The 16,281-nt window shown below is 60.0% G+C and carries 15 protein-coding genes and 1 pseudogene; 7 read left to right on the top strand and 9 right to left on the bottom strand.

Annotated elements, in window-relative coordinates:
* Positions 1-103: 103 nt before the first annotated feature.
* Positions 104-838, top strand: coding sequence for a polysaccharide deacetylase family protein (locus ACP7E0_RS13720; protein WP_426125581.1), 735 nt, complete (start codon positions 104-106; stop codon positions 836-838).
* Between the two features lie 8 nt (positions 839-846).
* Here the strand turns inward: ACP7E0_RS13720 and mobB are convergent, their stop codons facing one another.
* From mobB to ACP7E0_RS13705, 3 genes are read right to left on the bottom strand one after another with little or no spacing between them, the layout of a single operon-like run.
* Entirely contained in the window at positions 847-1,383 is a 537-nt protein-coding gene (gene mobB, locus ACP7E0_RS13715; RefSeq protein WP_426125579.1) for a molybdopterin-guanine dinucleotide biosynthesis protein B, read from the bottom strand.
* A complete protein-coding gene (mobA, locus tag ACP7E0_RS13710; protein ID WP_426125578.1) occupies positions 1,380-2,039 on the bottom strand; it encodes a molybdenum cofactor guanylyltransferase MobA in 660 nt (219 codons plus the stop codon). The genes mobB and mobA overlap by 4 nt, the downstream gene beginning before the upstream one ends.
* Positions 2,040-2,064: 25 nt before the next feature.
* Positions 2,065-2,970, bottom strand: a complete 906-nt coding sequence (locus ACP7E0_RS13705) for a DMT family transporter (protein ID WP_426125577.1) — start codon at positions 2,968-2,970, stop codon at positions 2,065-2,067.
* 454 nt (positions 2,971-3,424) lie between these two features.
* Between ACP7E0_RS13705 and ACP7E0_RS13700 the strand changes: the two genes are divergently transcribed.
* A complete protein-coding gene (locus tag ACP7E0_RS13700) occupies positions 3,425-5,977 on the top strand; it encodes a methyl-accepting chemotaxis protein (RefSeq protein WP_426125576.1) in 2,553 nt (850 codons plus the stop codon).
* Positions 5,978-6,035: 58 nt separating this feature from the next.
* Here ACP7E0_RS13700 and ACP7E0_RS13695 read toward each other — a convergent pair whose 3' ends face one another.
* The 3 genes and pseudogenes from ACP7E0_RS13695 to moaA all read right to left on the bottom strand — a co-directional run bounded on the left by ACP7E0_RS13695 (position 6,036) and on the right by moaA (position 9,311).
* The gene (locus ACP7E0_RS13695; RefSeq protein WP_426125575.1) at positions 6,036-7,121 is read right to left on the bottom strand and encodes a MerR family transcriptional regulator; all 1,086 of its coding nucleotides are present in this window, start codon (positions 7,119-7,121) and stop codon (positions 6,036-6,038) included.
* 279 nt (positions 7,122-7,400) lie between these two features.
* Positions 7,401-8,271: pseudogene (locus ACP7E0_RS13690) on the bottom strand (aminoglycoside phosphotransferase family protein).
* A gap of 50 nt (positions 8,272-8,321) precedes the next feature.
* Positions 8,322-9,311 (bottom strand): GTP 3',8-cyclase MoaA, encoded by a 990-nt coding sequence (gene moaA / locus ACP7E0_RS13685; RefSeq protein ID WP_426125639.1) that lies wholly within the window; start codon positions 9,309-9,311, stop codon positions 8,322-8,324.
* A gap of 272 nt (positions 9,312-9,583) precedes the next feature.
* Between moaA and ACP7E0_RS13680 the strand changes: the two genes are divergently transcribed.
* Complete coding sequence (locus ACP7E0_RS13680) at positions 9,584-9,958, top strand: gamma-butyrobetaine hydroxylase-like domain-containing protein (protein WP_426125573.1); 375 nt, start codon at positions 9,584-9,586, stop codon at positions 9,956-9,958.
* Between the two features lie 9 nt (positions 9,959-9,967).
* Here the strand turns inward: ACP7E0_RS13680 and ACP7E0_RS13675 are convergent, their stop codons facing one another.
* Entirely contained in the window at positions 9,968-10,453 is a 486-nt protein-coding gene (locus ACP7E0_RS13675) for a MarR family winged helix-turn-helix transcriptional regulator (protein WP_426125572.1), read from the bottom strand.
* Between the two features lie 47 nt (positions 10,454-10,500).
* Here ACP7E0_RS13675 and ACP7E0_RS13670 point away from each other — a divergent pair, with 47 nt between their 5' ends.
* From ACP7E0_RS13670 to ACP7E0_RS13655, 4 genes are all read left to right on the top strand, one after another.
* The gene (locus ACP7E0_RS13670; RefSeq protein WP_426125570.1) at positions 10,501-11,415 is read left to right on the top strand and encodes an alpha/beta hydrolase; all 915 of its coding nucleotides are present in this window, start codon (positions 10,501-10,503) and stop codon (positions 11,413-11,415) included.
* Between the two features lie 104 nt (positions 11,416-11,519).
* Positions 11,520-12,128 carry a pyridoxamine 5'-phosphate oxidase family protein gene (locus ACP7E0_RS13665; RefSeq protein ID WP_426125569.1) on the top strand — a complete coding sequence of 203 codons (609 nt, stop codon included), beginning with the start codon at positions 11,520-11,522 and terminating at the stop codon, positions 12,126-12,128.
* Between the two features lie 111 nt (positions 12,129-12,239).
* Positions 12,240-12,626 carry a hypothetical protein gene (locus ACP7E0_RS13660; protein ID WP_426125568.1) on the top strand — a complete coding sequence of 129 codons (387 nt, stop codon included), beginning with the start codon at positions 12,240-12,242 and terminating at the stop codon, positions 12,624-12,626.
* On the top strand, positions 12,610-13,413 hold the full coding sequence (locus tag ACP7E0_RS13655; protein ID WP_426125567.1) for a M15 family metallopeptidase: 804 nt from the start codon (positions 12,610-12,612) through the stop codon (positions 13,411-13,413). Before ACP7E0_RS13660 ends, ACP7E0_RS13655 begins: the two co-directional genes overlap by 17 nt.
* A 69-nt stretch (positions 13,414-13,482) precedes the next feature.
* On the opposite strand, the gene ACP7E0_RS13650 is transcribed toward ACP7E0_RS13655, so the two are convergent.
* Positions 13,483-14,550, bottom strand: a complete 1,068-nt coding sequence (locus tag ACP7E0_RS13650; RefSeq protein WP_426125566.1) for a GGDEF domain-containing protein — start codon at positions 14,548-14,550, stop codon at positions 13,483-13,485.
* Positions 14,551-14,734: 184 nt separating this feature from the next.
* Positions 14,735-16,147, bottom strand: a complete 1,413-nt coding sequence (gene fumC, locus ACP7E0_RS13645) for a class II fumarate hydratase (RefSeq protein WP_426125565.1) — start codon at positions 16,145-16,147, stop codon at positions 14,735-14,737.
* Between the last annotated feature and the right edge of the window lie 134 nt (positions 16,148-16,281).

Here is a 16,281-nt window from a genome sequence, read left to right as displayed (position 1 = left end):
GGAGATGCCGCTGGAGGACGGCCCGGTGCGCAAGCGCCGGGCCGTTTTGCATGGTCTTTACGTATCCTCCGGTATTGCTGCCGGATCGCATTGTGAGTTTTTGATGAAAACCCTTGTCGCCGCACTTCTGATCAGCGTTTCGGCCGGCCAAGCCTGCCTCGCCGCAACCCGGCTGGTGGAGCCACAACTGCGACTTGAAAACCAGGAGAAAGGTGCGCCTCCGCGCGTCACCCTGACCTTCGATGCCTGCAGCGGCAAGACGGACGCGCGGATTCTGGCGACGCTGGTCGACAACCGTATCCCCGCCACCATCTTCGTGACGACCCGCTGGCTGAAGCGCAATGCTGCAACAATGGCCGTCTTCAAGGCGAATCCGGATCTGTTCGAGATCGAGAACCACGGGGCGATGCACGTTCCGGCCGTCGATCATCCGGTGTCGATCTACGGCATTGCCGCTGCAGGTAGTCCGCAGGCTGTCGAAGCGGAAGTTGCGGGTGGCGCTACCGCGATCGTGGCGCAGGGACTGCAGCCGCACTGGTTTCGTGGCGCAACGGCGAAATACACCCTGTCGTCGATCGGGCAAATCCGGCAGATGGGATTTCGGGTTGCCGGATACTCGGTGAACGGCGACGGCGGTTCGCTGCTGGGGGCTGCGGCTGCGCAAAAGCGGTTTTCGTCCGCCAGGGATGGCGACGTGATCATTGCCCATATCAACCAGCCGACCCATGCCGCCGGTTCTGGTGTCGTCAGGGGTATCCTGGACTTGAAGGCCAAGGGTTATGCCTTCGTCCGTCTGAATGATGCGACGGAAGATGGCAGCGACGAAACCACCAACTGATGCGCAGGTCAGCCCGGCTGTTTTGCCAGCCCGGTGATGCGTTCGATGAAATCGGCGATCGCGGTCGTGTCGTTCAAATCAAACAGAACAAGCCCGCTGTCCTCGACCGGGTGATCGGCGGCAATCGCGACTATGTGCGGATCGGTCGGGGCGAGCGGCTCGCGGTTCTGCGCTTCCAGCCGCCGGGCCTCGATCTTCGGGATCGGTTCGCGCTTGTAACCTTCTATCAGCACCAGATCGCATGGCGCCAGGCGCGCGAGAATGTCCGGAAAGCTCGGCTCGGGCGCGCCGCGCAATTCATGCATGATGGCATAGCGCGTGCCTGATACGATGGTCACTTCATGGGCGCCGGCCTCGCGATGGCGAAAGCTGTCGGCGCCGACCTTGTCGATATCGAAATCATGGTGGGCGTGCTTGATCGTCGAGACCCGGTAGCCGCGCTGTGTCAGTTCGGTAACCAGCCGGACGGCAAGGCCTGTCTTGCCGGAATTCTTCCAGCCGGCGATTCCAAAGATTTTCGGGCCGGCGGTTTCTGACGGTGTCATCTTTCAATTCCCTCGATAAACAGCAGCCATCTTTCGGCCATTTCAAGGTCGTCCGGTGTATTGATATTGAAGAACGGGTCGATCGGTCCGTCCACCGTTTCGATCATGGCAAAATCGACCTTCGCCACCGGATGACGTTCGATGAACCCGCGCACCCGCCGCTTGTCGTCGGTCAGTAGCCAATGTTCAAGCTCATCGGCGATGGCGACAGGCCAGAGGGCGAAGACGGGGTGCATGATGCCGGCCGAATAGGCGACGGCGATCTGGCCGGGCTCTGTGATCGCCGCCTGAAGGCGGGCAACGAGGTCGGCTGGAAAGAACGGCGTGTCGGTCGGAACTGTCGCTATGTGGCTGGCGACGGGAAAATGCCTTGCCGCATGGCGCATCCCCGAGAGCACGCCTGCCATGGGGCCGACATGGCCTGGAACGGTATCACCAAAAACGGCGATGGCGGGAGCAAGGTCCAAACCGGTGCTCATGTTGCTGTTGACGCTGAGGCCGGCCGTCTGGGGGGCGAGGCGCTCGATGACCCGGTGAACAAGCGGTTTGCCGCCAAGCATCACCGCCGCCTTGTCCTGGCCCATGCGCGAGGACAAGCCGCCGGCCAGGACGACGCCGCGCGGGAGATTTGCCAACGGGCTTGCCGATACGCTCATCGAACTGTCCTGCCTTTCAATCCATTCATTTCGGCGAACCCGGTTCGGATTGCTGCGCCAAGACCGTTCGCCGCTTGTTTTCACGGGCGAATGTATAAAGCCCGGACGCGATGATGATCGCCACGCCGGTGACCATCCAGACATCCGGTTCTTCCGAAAAGAACAGGATGCCGATGCTGATCGACCAGATCAGGCTGGTATAGCGGAAGGGGGCGACAATAGCGATTTCGCCGTTGCGCATGGCCAGCACGATACACTGGTAGCCGACAAGAAGCAGCAGGCTGGCGCCGGCGAGAATGCCGATCGAGGTCATGGTCATCGGTTGCCAGCCGCCGAGCGGTACGATCAGAACCGCCCCGGTCATGGTGATGACGATGGCGGTAATGACCGAGATGAACAGGGACGGCACGGCGGGATCTATACGCCGGGTGCACAGGTCCCTGATCGCTGCGAAGATGACAGAGGCGACGACGCTGAGCGCTGCGCCGGTAAATCCGTCTGGACCGGGTCTGAGTATGATCAGCACGCCGGCAAAACCGATGAGAATCGCCAGCCAGCGCCGCCAGCCGACGGGTTCTGCGAGGAACAACGCTGCGCCCAGGGTTACTGCCAGCGGCAGGGCCTGGAGGATGGCCGATGCATTGGCGAGCGGGATCTGGCCCAGCGCATAGATATAGGAGATGGAGGCGCCGACTTCAGCGGCGATCCGTAGCGTAATGACCGGCGAGCGCATCAGCCGGAACGAGCGCAGCGCACCGAAATGGCGCGCAAGCAGCAGAACGAGGACCGATGTGAAGAAGCCGCGCACCAGCATGATCTGGCCGGCATTCATGACGCCCGTGACGGATTTGATCAACGCGTCGTTGCAGGTGAAGCCTGCCATGGCCAGACACATGAAAATGGCGCCGCGGAAATTGGCGGTAGGTTGCATTCTTTTTACAAATCCGTTCTCATCGCTGCCCGGTTTTTACAAATCAGCGATGCGGCGGGCTCGAAGTCTGCGCTGCTGGTCTTGCCTATCTCTAAAGCATCGGCATTTCTTTTATGCAACTGCGATCCTTCACTTGTTTGAATTGATCGCAGAAATGCCAGAATAACCATTTCTGTCAGCGTTGTAGAACCGTGAAATATGGCCTTACCGATTTTTTAAGCGCAAGATTAAACCCCGGGAGTTTTGGCGAAATATTAAGTTTCACTGCCTATCGTGCCTGAATTCCGCTGCCCTTCGCATGATGCGAATAAGGTTGACGTTACGGCAAGTATTTCCGTTCGCCTCAACCGGATGACATTCCGACAAGCGCTATGGCTGCGCCCCGGTTCGTTCGTTCTCAACCAGAGAGCAATCTGGCGGAAATGTCCGATTTGCTCAACATCTGGAGTGCGGAATGTCCCTGATCGATCGTTCTTTGCAGCGTCTGCGCATTGTCACCAAGGTTTTGCTGTTCGTCGTGCCGCTGGTGGCGCTGATCGCCGGTATTGGCCTTGTCGGATACTTCACCGCAAGCACGTTGAACGGGCACATGACCGTGACGCGCGAAACGATCAACAATCTCTCCGATTTCCAATCGTTGCGCAGCGGGCTGCAGAGCTTTTCCGATAACCCCACCGAAGAGACGCGCTCGACGCTTGCGAGCCGCATCGACGAGCAGGAAAAGGGTATCCGTACGCTGGATGGCCTGCTGACTGCCGGCGAAGACAAGGCTAAGGTTCACTCGGTCATTTCGCTCGGCCAAGCCATGCGCGGTCAAGAGGACAAACTCTGGTCGATCAAGACCGAGCGCGACACTGTCACTGCGTCGCTCGATGCGGCCCTTGCCGACATGACGGCGCAGGGCAACACCGCTTTCAAGCAGATCGATATCCTGCGCAAGGAATCAGGCGAAAAGGAATCCTTTGCCAAGGCACTTTTGTTTGATGCCGCCGCCTATCAAGGGCTTGCCGAACGCATCAAGAAATTCCGGCTGCCAGTCACCATGGCGATCGCGCCGGATGCCAAGGTTCAGCAGGCTACGACGCTGATGCCGCATCTGTTGAAGCAGATTGCCGAGGCCGAAAAGATCGCATCCGACAAGGTCCTGAAGAAGATCGCCGAGGTGAAGGCCGATACCCAGACGATCCAGGATATTTTGGCCAACAGCGATCCGAACGACGTCAAGAAGACGCAGCTGAGTTCGGCAATGATCAAGTTTTCGAAATACGAATCCGATTTCGCCAAGGAAGCCGTCACCAATTCGGACACGGCAGCCAAGCGTTTTGTGGGCATGGACAGCGAAATCTCCACCCTGAAGACGCTGATCGGCCTGATGAACGAGACCTTCAAGGGGCTCGACGATACACGCCTGCATATCAGCGAACTGCACCGCAAGCTCGATACGGCGAGCCGCGACAATGTGATGACCGATATCGCCGCCGTCCGCGAGAGCGTGACGAAGCTATCGGAACTTGGCGGAAAGAATGCGGCACTGCGCGATCTTGCCGGCAAGCTGGCACCGTCGCTTGAGCAGATCGACACCGGCACAGCCCAGTTGATCGATGTCGGCGCCCGCTGGCAGGCGGCGAAGACCGAAGCCGCAGCGCTGGTGGCAGACGCCAGCCAGACACTGGAGAATTTCGTCAGCAGCGCCCAGGAGGCCGGCAAGAAGGACAGCCAGCGTTCCGCCGATGTGTCGATCATCGCCATGGTTGCCGGCACGCTGCTCGCCATCGTCGGCGGCCTGATGCTGATCGAGACCCTGCGCGGTCCCCTGAAGCGGGTGACGGAGACAATGACGCGTCTCGCCAATGGCGATCTCGAAGTCGCCATCGAAGGCCGCAATCGCGGCGACGAGATCGGCGACATGGTGCGCTCGGTTGCCGTCTTCCGCGACAATGCCGTCGAAAACGTCCGTCTCGGACAGGAGGCGGAAGCCGCCCGCACGCTCTCAGCCGAGGAGGAAGCCCTTCGCCGCCGCGAGCGCGCCCGGATCGAGGCCGATCAGATGGAAGCGCTGACGGCGCTGTCGGATGTGCTGGCGAAGCTCGCCGACGGCAATCTGGAAGAGGGCATGGCGGAAGATCTTTCCGAAGATTACATCGTCATGGCCCGCACCTACAACAACGCCGTCGAGGCGCTGCGTGCGACGCTGATCGATGTCCGGTCAGTGACCGACGAAATCACCAGCGGTACCGGCAACCTTGCATCCTCGGCCGACGACCTTGCCCGCCGCACCGAGCAGCAGGCCGCAGCCCTGGAGCAGAGTTCGCGTGCCCTTGGCCAGCTGACAGAGATCGTCCGCTCGACGGCCGAAAGCGCGCGCAAGACCACCGTCTCCGTCGATCAGACCCACAGCTATGCCAAGCATTCCGGCGAAGTCGTCGCCAAGGCGATCGATGCGATGGCGGCGATCAACAAATCGTCCGACAAGATTTCGACGATCATCGGCGTCATCGACGAGATCGCCTTCCAGACCAACCTTCTGGCGCTGAACGCTGGCGTGGAAGCGGCTCGTGCCGGCGACGCCGGCCGCGGCTTTGCCGTTGTCGCACAGGAAGTGCGCGAGCTTGCCCAGCGCTGTGCGGGTGCAGCCCGCGAGATCAAGGGGCTGATTTCGGAAAGCTCCGTGCAGGTGCGCGGCGGTGTCGAACTGGTGCAGGAAACCGGCAAGGCACTGACCGTCATAAACGAGCATATCTCGACCATCCACCAGCTGGTGAGCAATATCGAATCGGCCGCTGCCGACCAGTATCGCGGCCTCAACGAGGTCAATGAGGCGGTGCGCGAGGTTGAGCTGATCACCCAGCAGAACGCGGCGATGGTCGAGGAAAACACCGCTGAAATCCACGGCCTGCGCCATCAGGTCGATATCCTCAACGAGAAGATCGAGCGCTTCAAGACCGGCACCAGCCGTTCGGTGTCGGGTGGCCGGGTGCAAGCTTATGGCAGAAGCTACGCTGCGTAAGGCGATCGGCCGGTTAATCTTCAAGGCTAACCGGCCGCCGTCCGTCCGAACATCGCGGTTACGGCGTCGGCCGGAGATAGAGCATGGCGAGCTTGCCGCTCGAGGCGAGCGCAAACCCCCATTCCATGTTGGCGTTTTCGAAATGCGCGTTGTAGATGTCCGCGCCTTCCTGTGAAACGCCCAGGAACAAGAGGCTTTTGAGCGGCCCGGCCCTATCCATTTCTCCCTTTATGAACTCCCGCTGTTCTCTCGCCAGTTGGGCCAACGGTGGCGTCATGCCATCGAAGTCGGGTTCGCCGCGCGCATGTTCGGAAATGACGCGCAGCAGTATGCTTTTGCTGTCCTGCACGGCGATCTTCTGGCTGACGCGCAGTTTCAACGCTTCTTCCTCAGCCTTGATACGCTCGGAATTCACCCGGATTGCCTTCTGCTCGAAACCATCCTGATGGTGAATGAGGCCGTGCACGCTCCCATCTAGAGCCCGGATAAATGTTATCTGAACCGGAAGAGGCTTCATAAAGAACTGGGTTTCGGTCTCGGGGAAAATCTCGATGTCCGTTTGGCCGACGATCCGGTAGAACAACCGACTGTCGCGGCGGGACACGATGCAGAACGGTCCTTCTTCAAGCTCATAGGCACCGACATAGGTATCGTAGATTACGGGATCGATCGAAATTTCCTCGCGTGGCCGCATCTGCTCGTAGCGGCGCCAGGCGACTGTATCCTTCAGCGGTTCGGTCATGTTGGTGTGCTTTGCTAGCTTCATGAGATCGTCGATCGATGCGCTTGCACCGGAGGCGAGCTTCTGTTGCAGTTTTTCGATGACGCGCAGTCCCTGTTCGGCGCGGCTTCTCGCCTCCTCAAGCGCGCTATGCTGCAGGGCGAGGGTTCGGGTGAGATCGACCGGATGGCCGCAGGGGATTTTGGCGATGCTGGAAAGGCTCAGCCCCAGCGCTTTGAGCGCCAGTATTTCATTCAGACGCGCGATTTCCCTGCTGCCGTAAAGCCGCCAGCGCTTGGCTGTTCTCAGGGGAGAGATCAGGCCATGCTGCTCATAAAGGCGCAACGCACGAACGCTGAGGCCGATGCGTTGGGAGCACTCCAGAGCAGTCAATGAAATCTCGTCTTGCATGCGTCTATCCATCCGAAACTCCTTTCGAATCTTCAATACGGTATGACGCATGGTCCGGCTCAAGCGAAAATTTCGCTTTGCGGTGGCAAATATTTCGATCTCACGCGATCACTGCACGTGGTGTGAGCAAGCGACGAGAAGATCGAGCACTTCACGATGGGCACCAGCCGCTCTGTTTCTGGCGGTGGGGTGCAGCAGCATACGGCGGAAGCTGTGCTGCTTGCGTAGCAAAAACGCTGACGATGTTTCAGGCCGCCCGACTTAAAACGAGCGGCTTTTCGTTGCGACGGTTCAATCGTTCAATACGTCCGAATGATCGGCAAGTACCTGTCTGATAGCGTGGCGCGATATCTCGACAAGGATCGGGTTTGTATGGAGATAGTAGGGCAAGGCGACAACTGCGACGGATAGTGCCCAACCTTTGGCTCTCTCCCATGTTGCGTCGTCAACAGTGAGCCCCAGGCGGAAGGTGGCGCGGGTCTCGGCGGAAAGCAGGTTCCAGCCGACCATCAGATCGCATGCGGGATCGCCGACGCCGAGACCGCCGAAGTCGATGACGGCAGTGAGGCGGCCTTTCTGGACAAGCAGGTTCCCCGCGTGAATATCTCCATGAAGCCAGACGGGTGGCTTGTCCCACGGCTCGATCTCCAGAGCGGATGCCGTTCAGGCTTTCGATTGCGGCGCGTGTCTGCGCGTCCCGGCTTGCCAGAGAAGCACCGCGGAAAAAATTGTGCGCGCCGGGTGGCGGGCCGCCGGCGATGTCCATTTTCTGCAGGGCGCAGATGAACTCGGAAAGGCTGGCGGCGGCCTCGTGCAGATCAGCGATCGGGCTGACAACAGCGTCTTTGCCTGCCAGCCAGCGGCAGACCGACCAATGGAAGGGATAACCGGCAGCGGGGATGCCGAGCGCCAGCGGAACCGGAATTGCGAGCGGCAGATGCGGGGCAAGGCGAGGGAGCCAGAGGCTTTCCTTCTCCACCTGCAGGGCAGCGCCGCTAAGACGGGGCAGACGCACGGCCATGTCATCTCCCAGCCGGTAGATGGCGTTGTCCGTGCCGGCCGACAGGACGGGTTCAAGAGGAAGGCCGGTCCAGGCCGGAAACTGTTCCGCGATCAGGCGGTTTACGAGCGGCTTGTTAATATCAAGCTCGTCGTGATGCATCCTTGTGACCGACATCGATATCCCGCGCCTATCCTGAACACGTTTGTCTTTTAGCCGCCGGTAACGCTCATGTGGCGAGCGACGGCGGGCTTGTTGCGGGTGCGGTCGATGATGAAGTCGTGGCCTTTGGGCTTGCGGGTGATGGCCTCGTCGATGACGCTCGACAGGTAGGCGTCGTCATCGGAGGCGCGTAGTGCCGTGCGCAGGTCGGCGGCATCGTTCTGGCCGAGGCACATGTAGAGCGTGCCGGTGCAGGTCAGGCGGACGCGGTTGCAGCTCTCGCAGAAATTATGGGTCATCGGCGTGATCAGGCCAAGCCGGCCGCCGGTTTCGGCGACCTGCAGATAACGCGCAGGGCCGCCGGTCTTGTAGGCGATGTCCGACAGGCTGAACTGTTCGGCAAGGCGGTCGCGCATCTCCGACAGAGGCAGGTAGTGGTCAGTGCGATCCTCGTCGATCTCGCCCATCGGCATGGTTTCGATCAGCGTCAGGTCCATACCGCGCCCATGCACCCAGCGCATCATGCCGGGGATTTCCGCGTCGTTGAAGCCCTTGAGCGCCACGGCGTTGATCTTGACGTGGATGCCGGCGGCCTGCGCGGCATCGATGCCTTCCATGACCTTCGACAATTCACCCCAACGGGTGATCTGCTTGAATTTTTCAGGATCGAGTGTATCGAGCGAGACGTTGATGCGCCGCACGCCGCAATCGGCAAGCTCGGCGGCGAATTTCGACAGTTGCGAGCCGTTGGTGGTCAGCGTCAGTTCGTCAAGCTTGCCCGAATGAACATGCTTGCCGAGTTCGCGTACCAGGAACATGACGTTCTTGCGCACCAAGGGTTCGCCGCCGGTCAGCCGCAGCTTTCGCACGCCCTTGGCGATGAAGGCGGAACAGAGCCGGTTCAGTTCCTCCAGCGTCAACAGGTCCTTCTTCGGCAGGAAGGTCATGTTTTCGGCCATGCAATAGGTGCAGCGGAAGTCGCACCGGTCCGTCACCGAAACCCTGAGATAGGTGACGGCCCGCCCGAACGGGTCGATCATCGGTGTTTTGGCATCGAGCAGCGTGTGGGCGCCGATCCTGTCGATGGTGACGGTATTCAACACAATTCTCCCTGTTCCTTCAATGTCGTGACCAAAACCGCCTGCGTCAAGGCTAAAGCGGTCAAAACCATGACAAAACAGGCGCGAAACACTTTCTTATGATCGGAGGAAGTGCGGGCTTATGATCAGAGGAAGTACGCGCACGCGCGCAAACAATTCCATCCGGCCGGAAACTGCGCTAGTGCTCTCCGCATCAATGGAGACTGCATGGCATGAGCGATATCTGGCCGACTGAACTGCGTGTGTCGAAGGACCGCCACCGACTGACGGTTGCCTTCAACGACGACACATCCTTCGATCTTTCGGCGGAAATGCTGCGCGTCCTGTCGCCTTCGGCAGAAGTCCAGGGCCATGGACCGGGGCAGGGCCTGACCGTGCCCGGCAAGCGCAATGTCTCGATCATCTCGATGACGCCGACCGGAAACTATGCCGTGCGCATCGGCTTTGACGATGGCCACGATACCGGCATCTTCACCTGGAATTATCTGCGCGAACTGGGTGCCACCGGCGAGACGCTGTTTGCGGCTTACGAACAGGATCTGGCCGACAAGGGCATGACCCGGGACAAGGCGGAAAAGCCGCGTTAATCTCGCTGCCTAGTCGAGATCGACTTCTTCTTTCAAAAGCCGCTGGATCAGCCGCTCCATCGATTGGGCGACCATCAGGCACTCCTCGATTGGTTCGCTCTCCAGCGACTTGTCGATCAGCGCGGTCTGGATCTCCATCGCCTGCTCGGTCAGGAGGCGGCCGTTTGCCGTCAGCGACAGCCGCAGCACGCGCTTGTCCTTTTCATCGCCGCGCCGCTCAATCAGGCCGCGCTTTTCAAGCTGGGGTAGAAGCATGCTCATGTTGGAGCGGCCGACCAGCAGCTTTCGCGCCAGCTCCTGCTGCGAGATGCCTTCGAAACGATAGAGGTTGATCAGGATATCCAGATGCGGCGGCTTGATGTCGAGCTCGGCGAGCTTGCGCGTCAGCGTCTGCTGCATCAGCTGGCAGGCGCGGGCGACGGCGATCCAACTGCGGAAACGCGGATGATCCCAGGGAAAATGATGATGTTCGATCGTCTCTTGCTTTTTGTTCATCGTTGTACAATAATGTTCATCATTGAACATTTAAAGGGAATCCCACTATGGCATCGTTTGCGATCAAGGTCACCCGCCTTGCGCTCAAAACCGTTGCGGCGCTCTCACCCGAGTTGGCGGGGCGGCTGGCATTTCGCCTGTTCAGCATCACGCCGTCGCGAAAACCGAAGAGCGGCAAGGAAAAAGCAGCATTGGCGGCGGCAGAACCCGTCATGGCCAGAGCGCGGCTGGTCACGCTGTCCTTTGCCGGCGGCTGGGTGATGGCAAAGCATTTCGAAGCGCAGTCCACTGGCATCGCGACCAGACGCATCCTGCTGGTGCATGGATGGGGATCGCGCAGCGACTATCTGGCACCCATGATCGGCGGATTGACGGCCGGCGGCGCCGAGGTAGTCGCCCTGGATTGGCCGGGACATGGCGCCTCGCCGGGGCGGACCTTGACCATGCCGGCCGCCGTGCGAGCGATTGACGCGGCATGGCGGCAGTTCGGCGGCTTTGACGTCGCCGTCGGCCATTCGTTCGGCGGCGCCAGTCTCGCTTGTGCTGCGGGCGGTCTCGTGTGCGATGTGCCCTCCCATGTTGCCAGGAGAATGGTGCTGGTCGGCGCACCCAGCGAGATGACCTGGCTTTTCAAAGGGTTTGGACGATATCTTCAATTGTCTGCGAAGTCCCAGGCGGCACTGGAAGATATGGTGGTCCGGCTTTCCGGCCGCAGGCTGGAAGAGTTCGATGCAGCCCGCATTCTCGGCATGCTGACCACGCCGGTGCTGGTTGTTCATGCTGAGGATGACAAGGAAGTTTCCGCCGATCATGCGCGCCGTTATGCGGCGGCAGGCGACAATGTCGAGCTTGATTGGGCAAACGGCCTCGGCCACCGCCGGATCGTCTCTGCGGACCCGGTGATCGCGCGGATCAATGCCTTCATTCATGCGGGAGCGACCGATCGTAGAAAGGCTGCCTGAGCGAATTTCGTAAGTGCTGTCATAAAGGCGTCATGCTATCGGTCGAAAGGATCGCCACGGCTTCATGAAGAGGGCTGGTGGAGACGGGTTCGATGGAGAACGGCATGACGATCATTCGCACGGTCGAGGAACTGACAGCACTTTACGGCAGCACCAGCGAGGCATCGCTGGTCAAGGTGACCAGCGGGCTGACGCCTGACTATGCCAGCATGATCGAGGCGGCCCCGTTTGCAGCGCTCGCCACGGTCGGACCGGAAGGGCTCGACTGTTCGCCGCGCGGCGACGATGCCTGCGTCGTTCGGATCGCCGACGACAAGACCGTGTTGATGCCGGACTGGCGCGGCAATAACCGGGTCGATTCGCTCGCCAATATCGTCCGCGATCCGCGCGTTGCACTCATGTTCCTCATCCCCGGCTCCAACACGACGATGCGGATCAACGGCACGGCCGTGGTCAGCGTCGATCCAGAGCTGACCGGTTCGTTCGAGGTCGATGGCAAACATCCGCGCAGCGTCATCGTTGTCACCATCGGTGAGGTCTATTTTCAATGCGCCCGGGCGCTGATCCGATCGCAGATCTGGAATCCCGAGCGTTTTGTCGATCCGCAGTCCCTGCCGACGCCGGGGACGCTGCTCAAAGCTGCCAAAGCGGATTTCGACAAGGAGACCTATGACCGCGAATGGCCGGAGCGCGCCGCAAAAACCATGTGGTAGCGGAGCAAGACCGGTCGAATAAAACGCTGCGGCGAAACGTTTTTTCAGCAACGGGCATCCTGTTTCGTTAGATGGATGCGGAGCACAGTTACCGTCTGTTGGGGGACACACATGAAATACAGGACCGCTTTTCTGACAACCGTAATGGCGATCGGCCTTTCTGCAGGTGCTGCCAGGGCCGATAGGCTCGTCGAGCAATACAACGCCTATATCGGCGACGAAGACCTCTATAATTCCAATGGCGAGGCACTCACCGAGCCATGGCAGGTCATCCGGCAGGACCGGGCGAATTATCACCGCTACGGCGTCAGCCAGCCCGGCGATGAAGGCGACAGTTTCTTTGCCTCGGCCAAGAACCGCGAAAAGGCCGAACGCATGATCGAATACGGCACGATCGAGAGCCGTGCTGCCCGTGCGCTGTTGCGGGGCGGCTCCGTCATCAACGTGCAGATTTTCCGGGGTGCCGACGGCGACTATATCAATGTCACGGTCGATTGACCGGACGCTCGCCAGCCTGACATTTGCAGCCATGCTGGCTTCAGCGTTTCCATTGGCGGCTGCCGATCTGACGCTTGCTCAGAAACTGGATTTGCTGGTCTCTGCCTATCCCGGCTCACTTGCAAAGCATGAAGACGGAGCGATCCGTTTTCGCGACGGTCGCTTGCTGCCGGTCGATGACGGCAAGGTCAAAAACCATGCGGAAAAACTGGCGACGGGCGATATCGAAGACAGCCTATCTCAGCTTTATCCGGCAGGTCCGTGCGAGACCAAACCTGCCGTCAATGTCGATCCGGGCCGCATTCGCGGCGACGCGCTGATGATGCGGCTTTACGGCAAATCGGCAAGCGAGGTAGAGGCATCGCTGGTGCCGGTCGACTGGTTCGGCAAAACACTGCGCGTCACCAAACGGCAGGGGGCTGCCGCGGCGCTTGAAAAAGTGCGGGATGAGTTGAAGGCCATACCGGGCATGAAGGCGTTTCTGGCGCCGTCGGCCGGTACCTTCAACTGGCGCAAGGTGTCAGGCGCATCGAACATGTCGGTTCACAGTTTTGGCGCGGCGATCGATATCAACACCAAATATGCGGATTACTGGATCTGGTCAGGCGGCAAGCCGGGCAGGGTAGCGCGGTACAGCAACAAATATCCGATTGTCATCGTCGATGCCTTCGAGCGGCACGGCTTTATCTGGGGCGGGCGCTGGTATCACTACGACACCATGCATTTCGAATACCGCCCAGAACTGATCGCCATCGCCAAGGCGGCCGGTGTTTCGGCCTGCCGGTAGTTAGCTGTTTCCTGGGGGCATAACAAAGGGCGCCACTTGGGCGCCCCGGTCCAACAATGGCATTGCCGCCTATTTGCGGTAGATCAGCCAGTTCTTGCCGGTATCCTTCTTCATGCCCTCTTCAAACAGGATCGTCCTGTTGCGGCCGGCGTTCTTGGCGCAATAGAGCGCGATGTCGGCCTTGTTGTAGAGATCGGTCGGGTCGTCGGCATGCGATGCCTGGCAGACACCGACGGACAGTGTGATCGGGCCGTAATTGACGCCGGTCTTGGAATTCTTGAAGGGCGTGGTCGCCAGCGCATTGCGAATGCGCTCGGCCACCTGCAGGCTCTCCTCAAGACTGCTGTCCGCCAGAATGATGGCAAACTCCTCGCCGCCGGTGCGCGCCACAAAGGCGTCGCGGCGCAGGTTGGCGCGGATGACCGTGCCGACGGTAGCCAGAATCTTGTCGCCGACCGGGTGACCGTAGCTGTCGTTGACCTTCTTGAAATGGTCGATGTCGGCAATCAAAAGGCCAGTAAAGCTGCGCTGTTGTTCGGAATTATAGATCGAGGCCAGTTTCTCGTCGAACGCCCGGCGGTTGGCAAGGCGGGTCAGCGAATCCGTATTGGCGATTCGCTTGTATTCGTCGAGTTCCTGGCGGATGACCTCCATCTCGAAGGACTTCATCGACACGTTTTCGGCTCGTTCCTTGCCCTGGCTCATCGTGTCCGCCGTCGCCTCGGTCAAAAGGCTGACGCATTGGCGCAGGATTTCCGCGCTGGAACTGCTTTTACCGGTGATGTTCTGGTAAGTCTCGTCCAGCAGCTTGTTATAGTTCTCGAGCGCGAACTGTTCGTCTCTGAGCAGCTTGAGAAGATCGCCGAGTTCGCTGGCCAGGTGATTGTGGGCCCGATCGATACCGGCGGCGTGATGAAAATGCGCGAAGTAGCGGGCGCCGATCTCGTCCAGTTCTTCCTGGGTTGCACGGCTTCCGAGCGCTGCCAGTTCCTTGGTCAATTTGGGATTGGATCCGATATAGGCTTCGTAATAAAGCTCATAGTTGCGTGGTAGCGGCGAGATACCCATGATGCGCATCGCATAGGTTACCTGCGCTGCGATGTCGGGTATTTGGGCCTTGTTCGAAGCCGCTTGCATGGCAAGCTCCTGTTTTGTTGTCTCCAGCCGCTAGTTTTAGGGGTTAAAGATTTTGGAAGGCTTAACGTTTGGCGAATTTGGTCAATTAGATTGCACGTAGATAAAGCCTGCCGGGTTGCCAAATGAAAACGGGCAGCCGAAATGGCTGCCCGAATAATCTACCTCAGATTGCGTCGGTGTTGTCTCAGGACGGGCTGATCATCGTTTCGGGGCGAACCGCCGCGTCGAACTCGGCGTCTGTGACGTAACCGCCGCCAACCGCTTCTTCGCGCAGGGTCGTGCCGTTCTTGTGGGCGGTCTTGGCGATCTTGGCGGCATTGTCATAGCCGATCTTCGGGGCCAGTGCCGTCACCAGCATCAACGAGCGGTCAAGTGCCGCCTTGATGTTGTCTTCGCGGGCTTCGATGCCGACAACGCAATTGTCGGTGAAGGAGACCACGGCGTCGGACAGGAGCTGTACCGACTGTAGGAAGTTATAGGCCATCAACGGATTGTAGACGTTGAGTTCGAAATGGCCCTGGCTGCCGGCAAAGGTCAGCGCTGCGTTGTTGCCGAAGACCTGGACGCAGACCTGCGTCAGGGCTTCGCACTGGGTCGGATTGACCTTGCCTGGCATGATTGACGAGCCTGGCTCGTTTTCAGGCAGCGAAAGTTCGCCAAGGCCCGAACGAGGACCGGAGCCGAGGAAGCGGATGTCGTTGGCAATCTTGAACAGGGCAGCGGCAGCCGAGTTGATGGCGCCGTGGCTGAACACCATCGAATCATGAGCGGCCAGCGCCTCGAACTTGTTGGGTGCGGTGACGAAGGCGATGCCGGTAATCTCAGCGATTTCCTCGGCAACCTTTTCGGTAAAGCCGATCGGCGCGTTGAGGCCTGTTCCGACGGCCGTGCCGCCCTGGGCGAGTTCGCAGAGGCCAGGCAGGGTCATTTCGATGCGCTTGATCGAGGAGGCGACCTGGGCGGCGTAACCGGAAAATTCCTGGCCGAGCGTCAGCGGGGTGGCGTCCTGCGTATGGGTGCGGCCGATCTTGATGATGTGGTCGAATGCCTTCACCTTGGCGACGAGCGCCGCATGCAGGTGCTTCAGCGCCGGCAGGAGGTCGTGGACGACGCGCTCGGCGCAAGCGATATGCATGGCCGTCGGATAGGTGTCGTTCGACGACTGGCTCATGTTGACGTGGTCGTTCGGATGCACCGGCTTCTTCGAGCCCATGACGCCGCCGAGCATTTCAATCGCCCGATTGGAGATGACTTCATTGGCGTTCATGTTCGACTGCGTGCCGGAACCGGTTTGCCAGACCACGAGCGGGAAGTGATCGTTGAGCTTGCCGTCGATGACTTCCTGAGCGGCTTCGATGATTGCCTTGCCGACGGTCGGGTCCAGCCCTTGCAGTTCCATGTTGGCGCGGGCGGCGGCCTGCTTGACGATGCCGAGCGCACGCACGATCGACAGCGGCTGCTTTTCCCAGCCGATCTTGAAATTGCCGAGCGAGCGTTGTGCCTGCGCGCCCCAGTAGCGGTCGCTGGCGACTTCGATCGGGCCGAACGTATCTGTTTCCGTGCGCGTTGATGTCATCGTAATCCCTGCTTTCGTCATGCGGTGTAGGACCGGGGCGGTTTCAAGGCCGGGCGGCGACACCGGAAGGTGGATTTGGCCGCCGGGTGCGGCGGTCCGAAGCTGTGATGCGGTTCTCTCTGGCCCAGTTGGCCGGTGCTTGTAAAGAGGTTGCA

Source organism: Pararhizobium sp. PWRC1-1, assembly GCF_049897905.1.
Taxonomy (GTDB): Bacteria; Pseudomonadota; Alphaproteobacteria; order Rhizobiales; family Rhizobiaceae; genus Pararhizobium.
This window is presented reverse-complemented; position numbering and strand designations above follow the sequence as displayed.

Bases quoted from the DNA above. Each gene is read 5' to 3' on its own strand.
- fumC (WP_426125565.1), bottom strand. From the start codon at position 16,147: ATGACGAAAGCAGGGATTACGATGACATCAACGCGCACGGAAACAGAT.
- ACP7E0_RS13660 (WP_426125568.1), top strand. From the start codon at position 12,240: ATGAAATACAGGACCGCTTTTCTGACAACCGTAATGGCGATCGGCCTT.
- ACP7E0_RS13665 (WP_426125569.1), top strand. From the start codon at position 11,520: ATGACGATCATTCGCACGGTCGAGGAACTGACAGCACTTTACGGCAGC.
- ACP7E0_RS13655 (WP_426125567.1), top strand. From the start codon at position 12,610: ATGTCACGGTCGATTGACCGGACGCTCGCCAGCCTGACATTTGCAGCC.
- ACP7E0_RS13720 (WP_426125581.1), top strand. From the start codon at position 104: ATGAAAACCCTTGTCGCCGCACTTCTGATCAGCGTTTCGGCCGGCCAA.
- moaA (WP_426125639.1), bottom strand. From the start codon at position 9,311: ATGATCGACCCGTTCGGGCGGGCCGTCACCTATCTCAGGGTTTCGGTG.
- mobB (WP_426125579.1), bottom strand. From the start codon at position 1,383: ATGACACCGTCAGAAACCGCCGGCCCGAAAATCTTTGGAATCGCCGGC.
- ACP7E0_RS13650 (WP_426125566.1), bottom strand. From the start codon at position 14,550: ATGCAAGCGGCTTCGAACAAGGCCCAAATACCCGACATCGCAGCGCAG.
- ACP7E0_RS13675 (WP_426125572.1), bottom strand. From the start codon at position 10,453: ATGAACAAAAAGCAAGAGACGATCGAACATCATCATTTTCCCTGGGAT.
- ACP7E0_RS13705 (WP_426125577.1), bottom strand. From the start codon at position 2,970: ATGCAACCTACCGCCAATTTCCGCGGCGCCATTTTCATGTGTCTGGCC.
- ACP7E0_RS13680 (WP_426125573.1), top strand. From the start codon at position 9,584: ATGAGCGATATCTGGCCGACTGAACTGCGTGTGTCGAAGGACCGCCAC.
- ACP7E0_RS13695 (WP_426125575.1), bottom strand. From the start codon at position 7,121: ATGGATAGACGCATGCAAGACGAGATTTCATTGACTGCTCTGGAGTGC.
- ACP7E0_RS13700 (WP_426125576.1), top strand. From the start codon at position 3,425: ATGTCCCTGATCGATCGTTCTTTGCAGCGTCTGCGCATTGTCACCAAG.
- ACP7E0_RS13670 (WP_426125570.1), top strand. From the start codon at position 10,501: ATGGCATCGTTTGCGATCAAGGTCACCCGCCTTGCGCTCAAAACCGTT.
- mobA (WP_426125578.1), bottom strand. From the start codon at position 2,039: ATGAGCGTATCGGCAAGCCCGTTGGCAAATCTCCCGCGCGGCGTCGTC.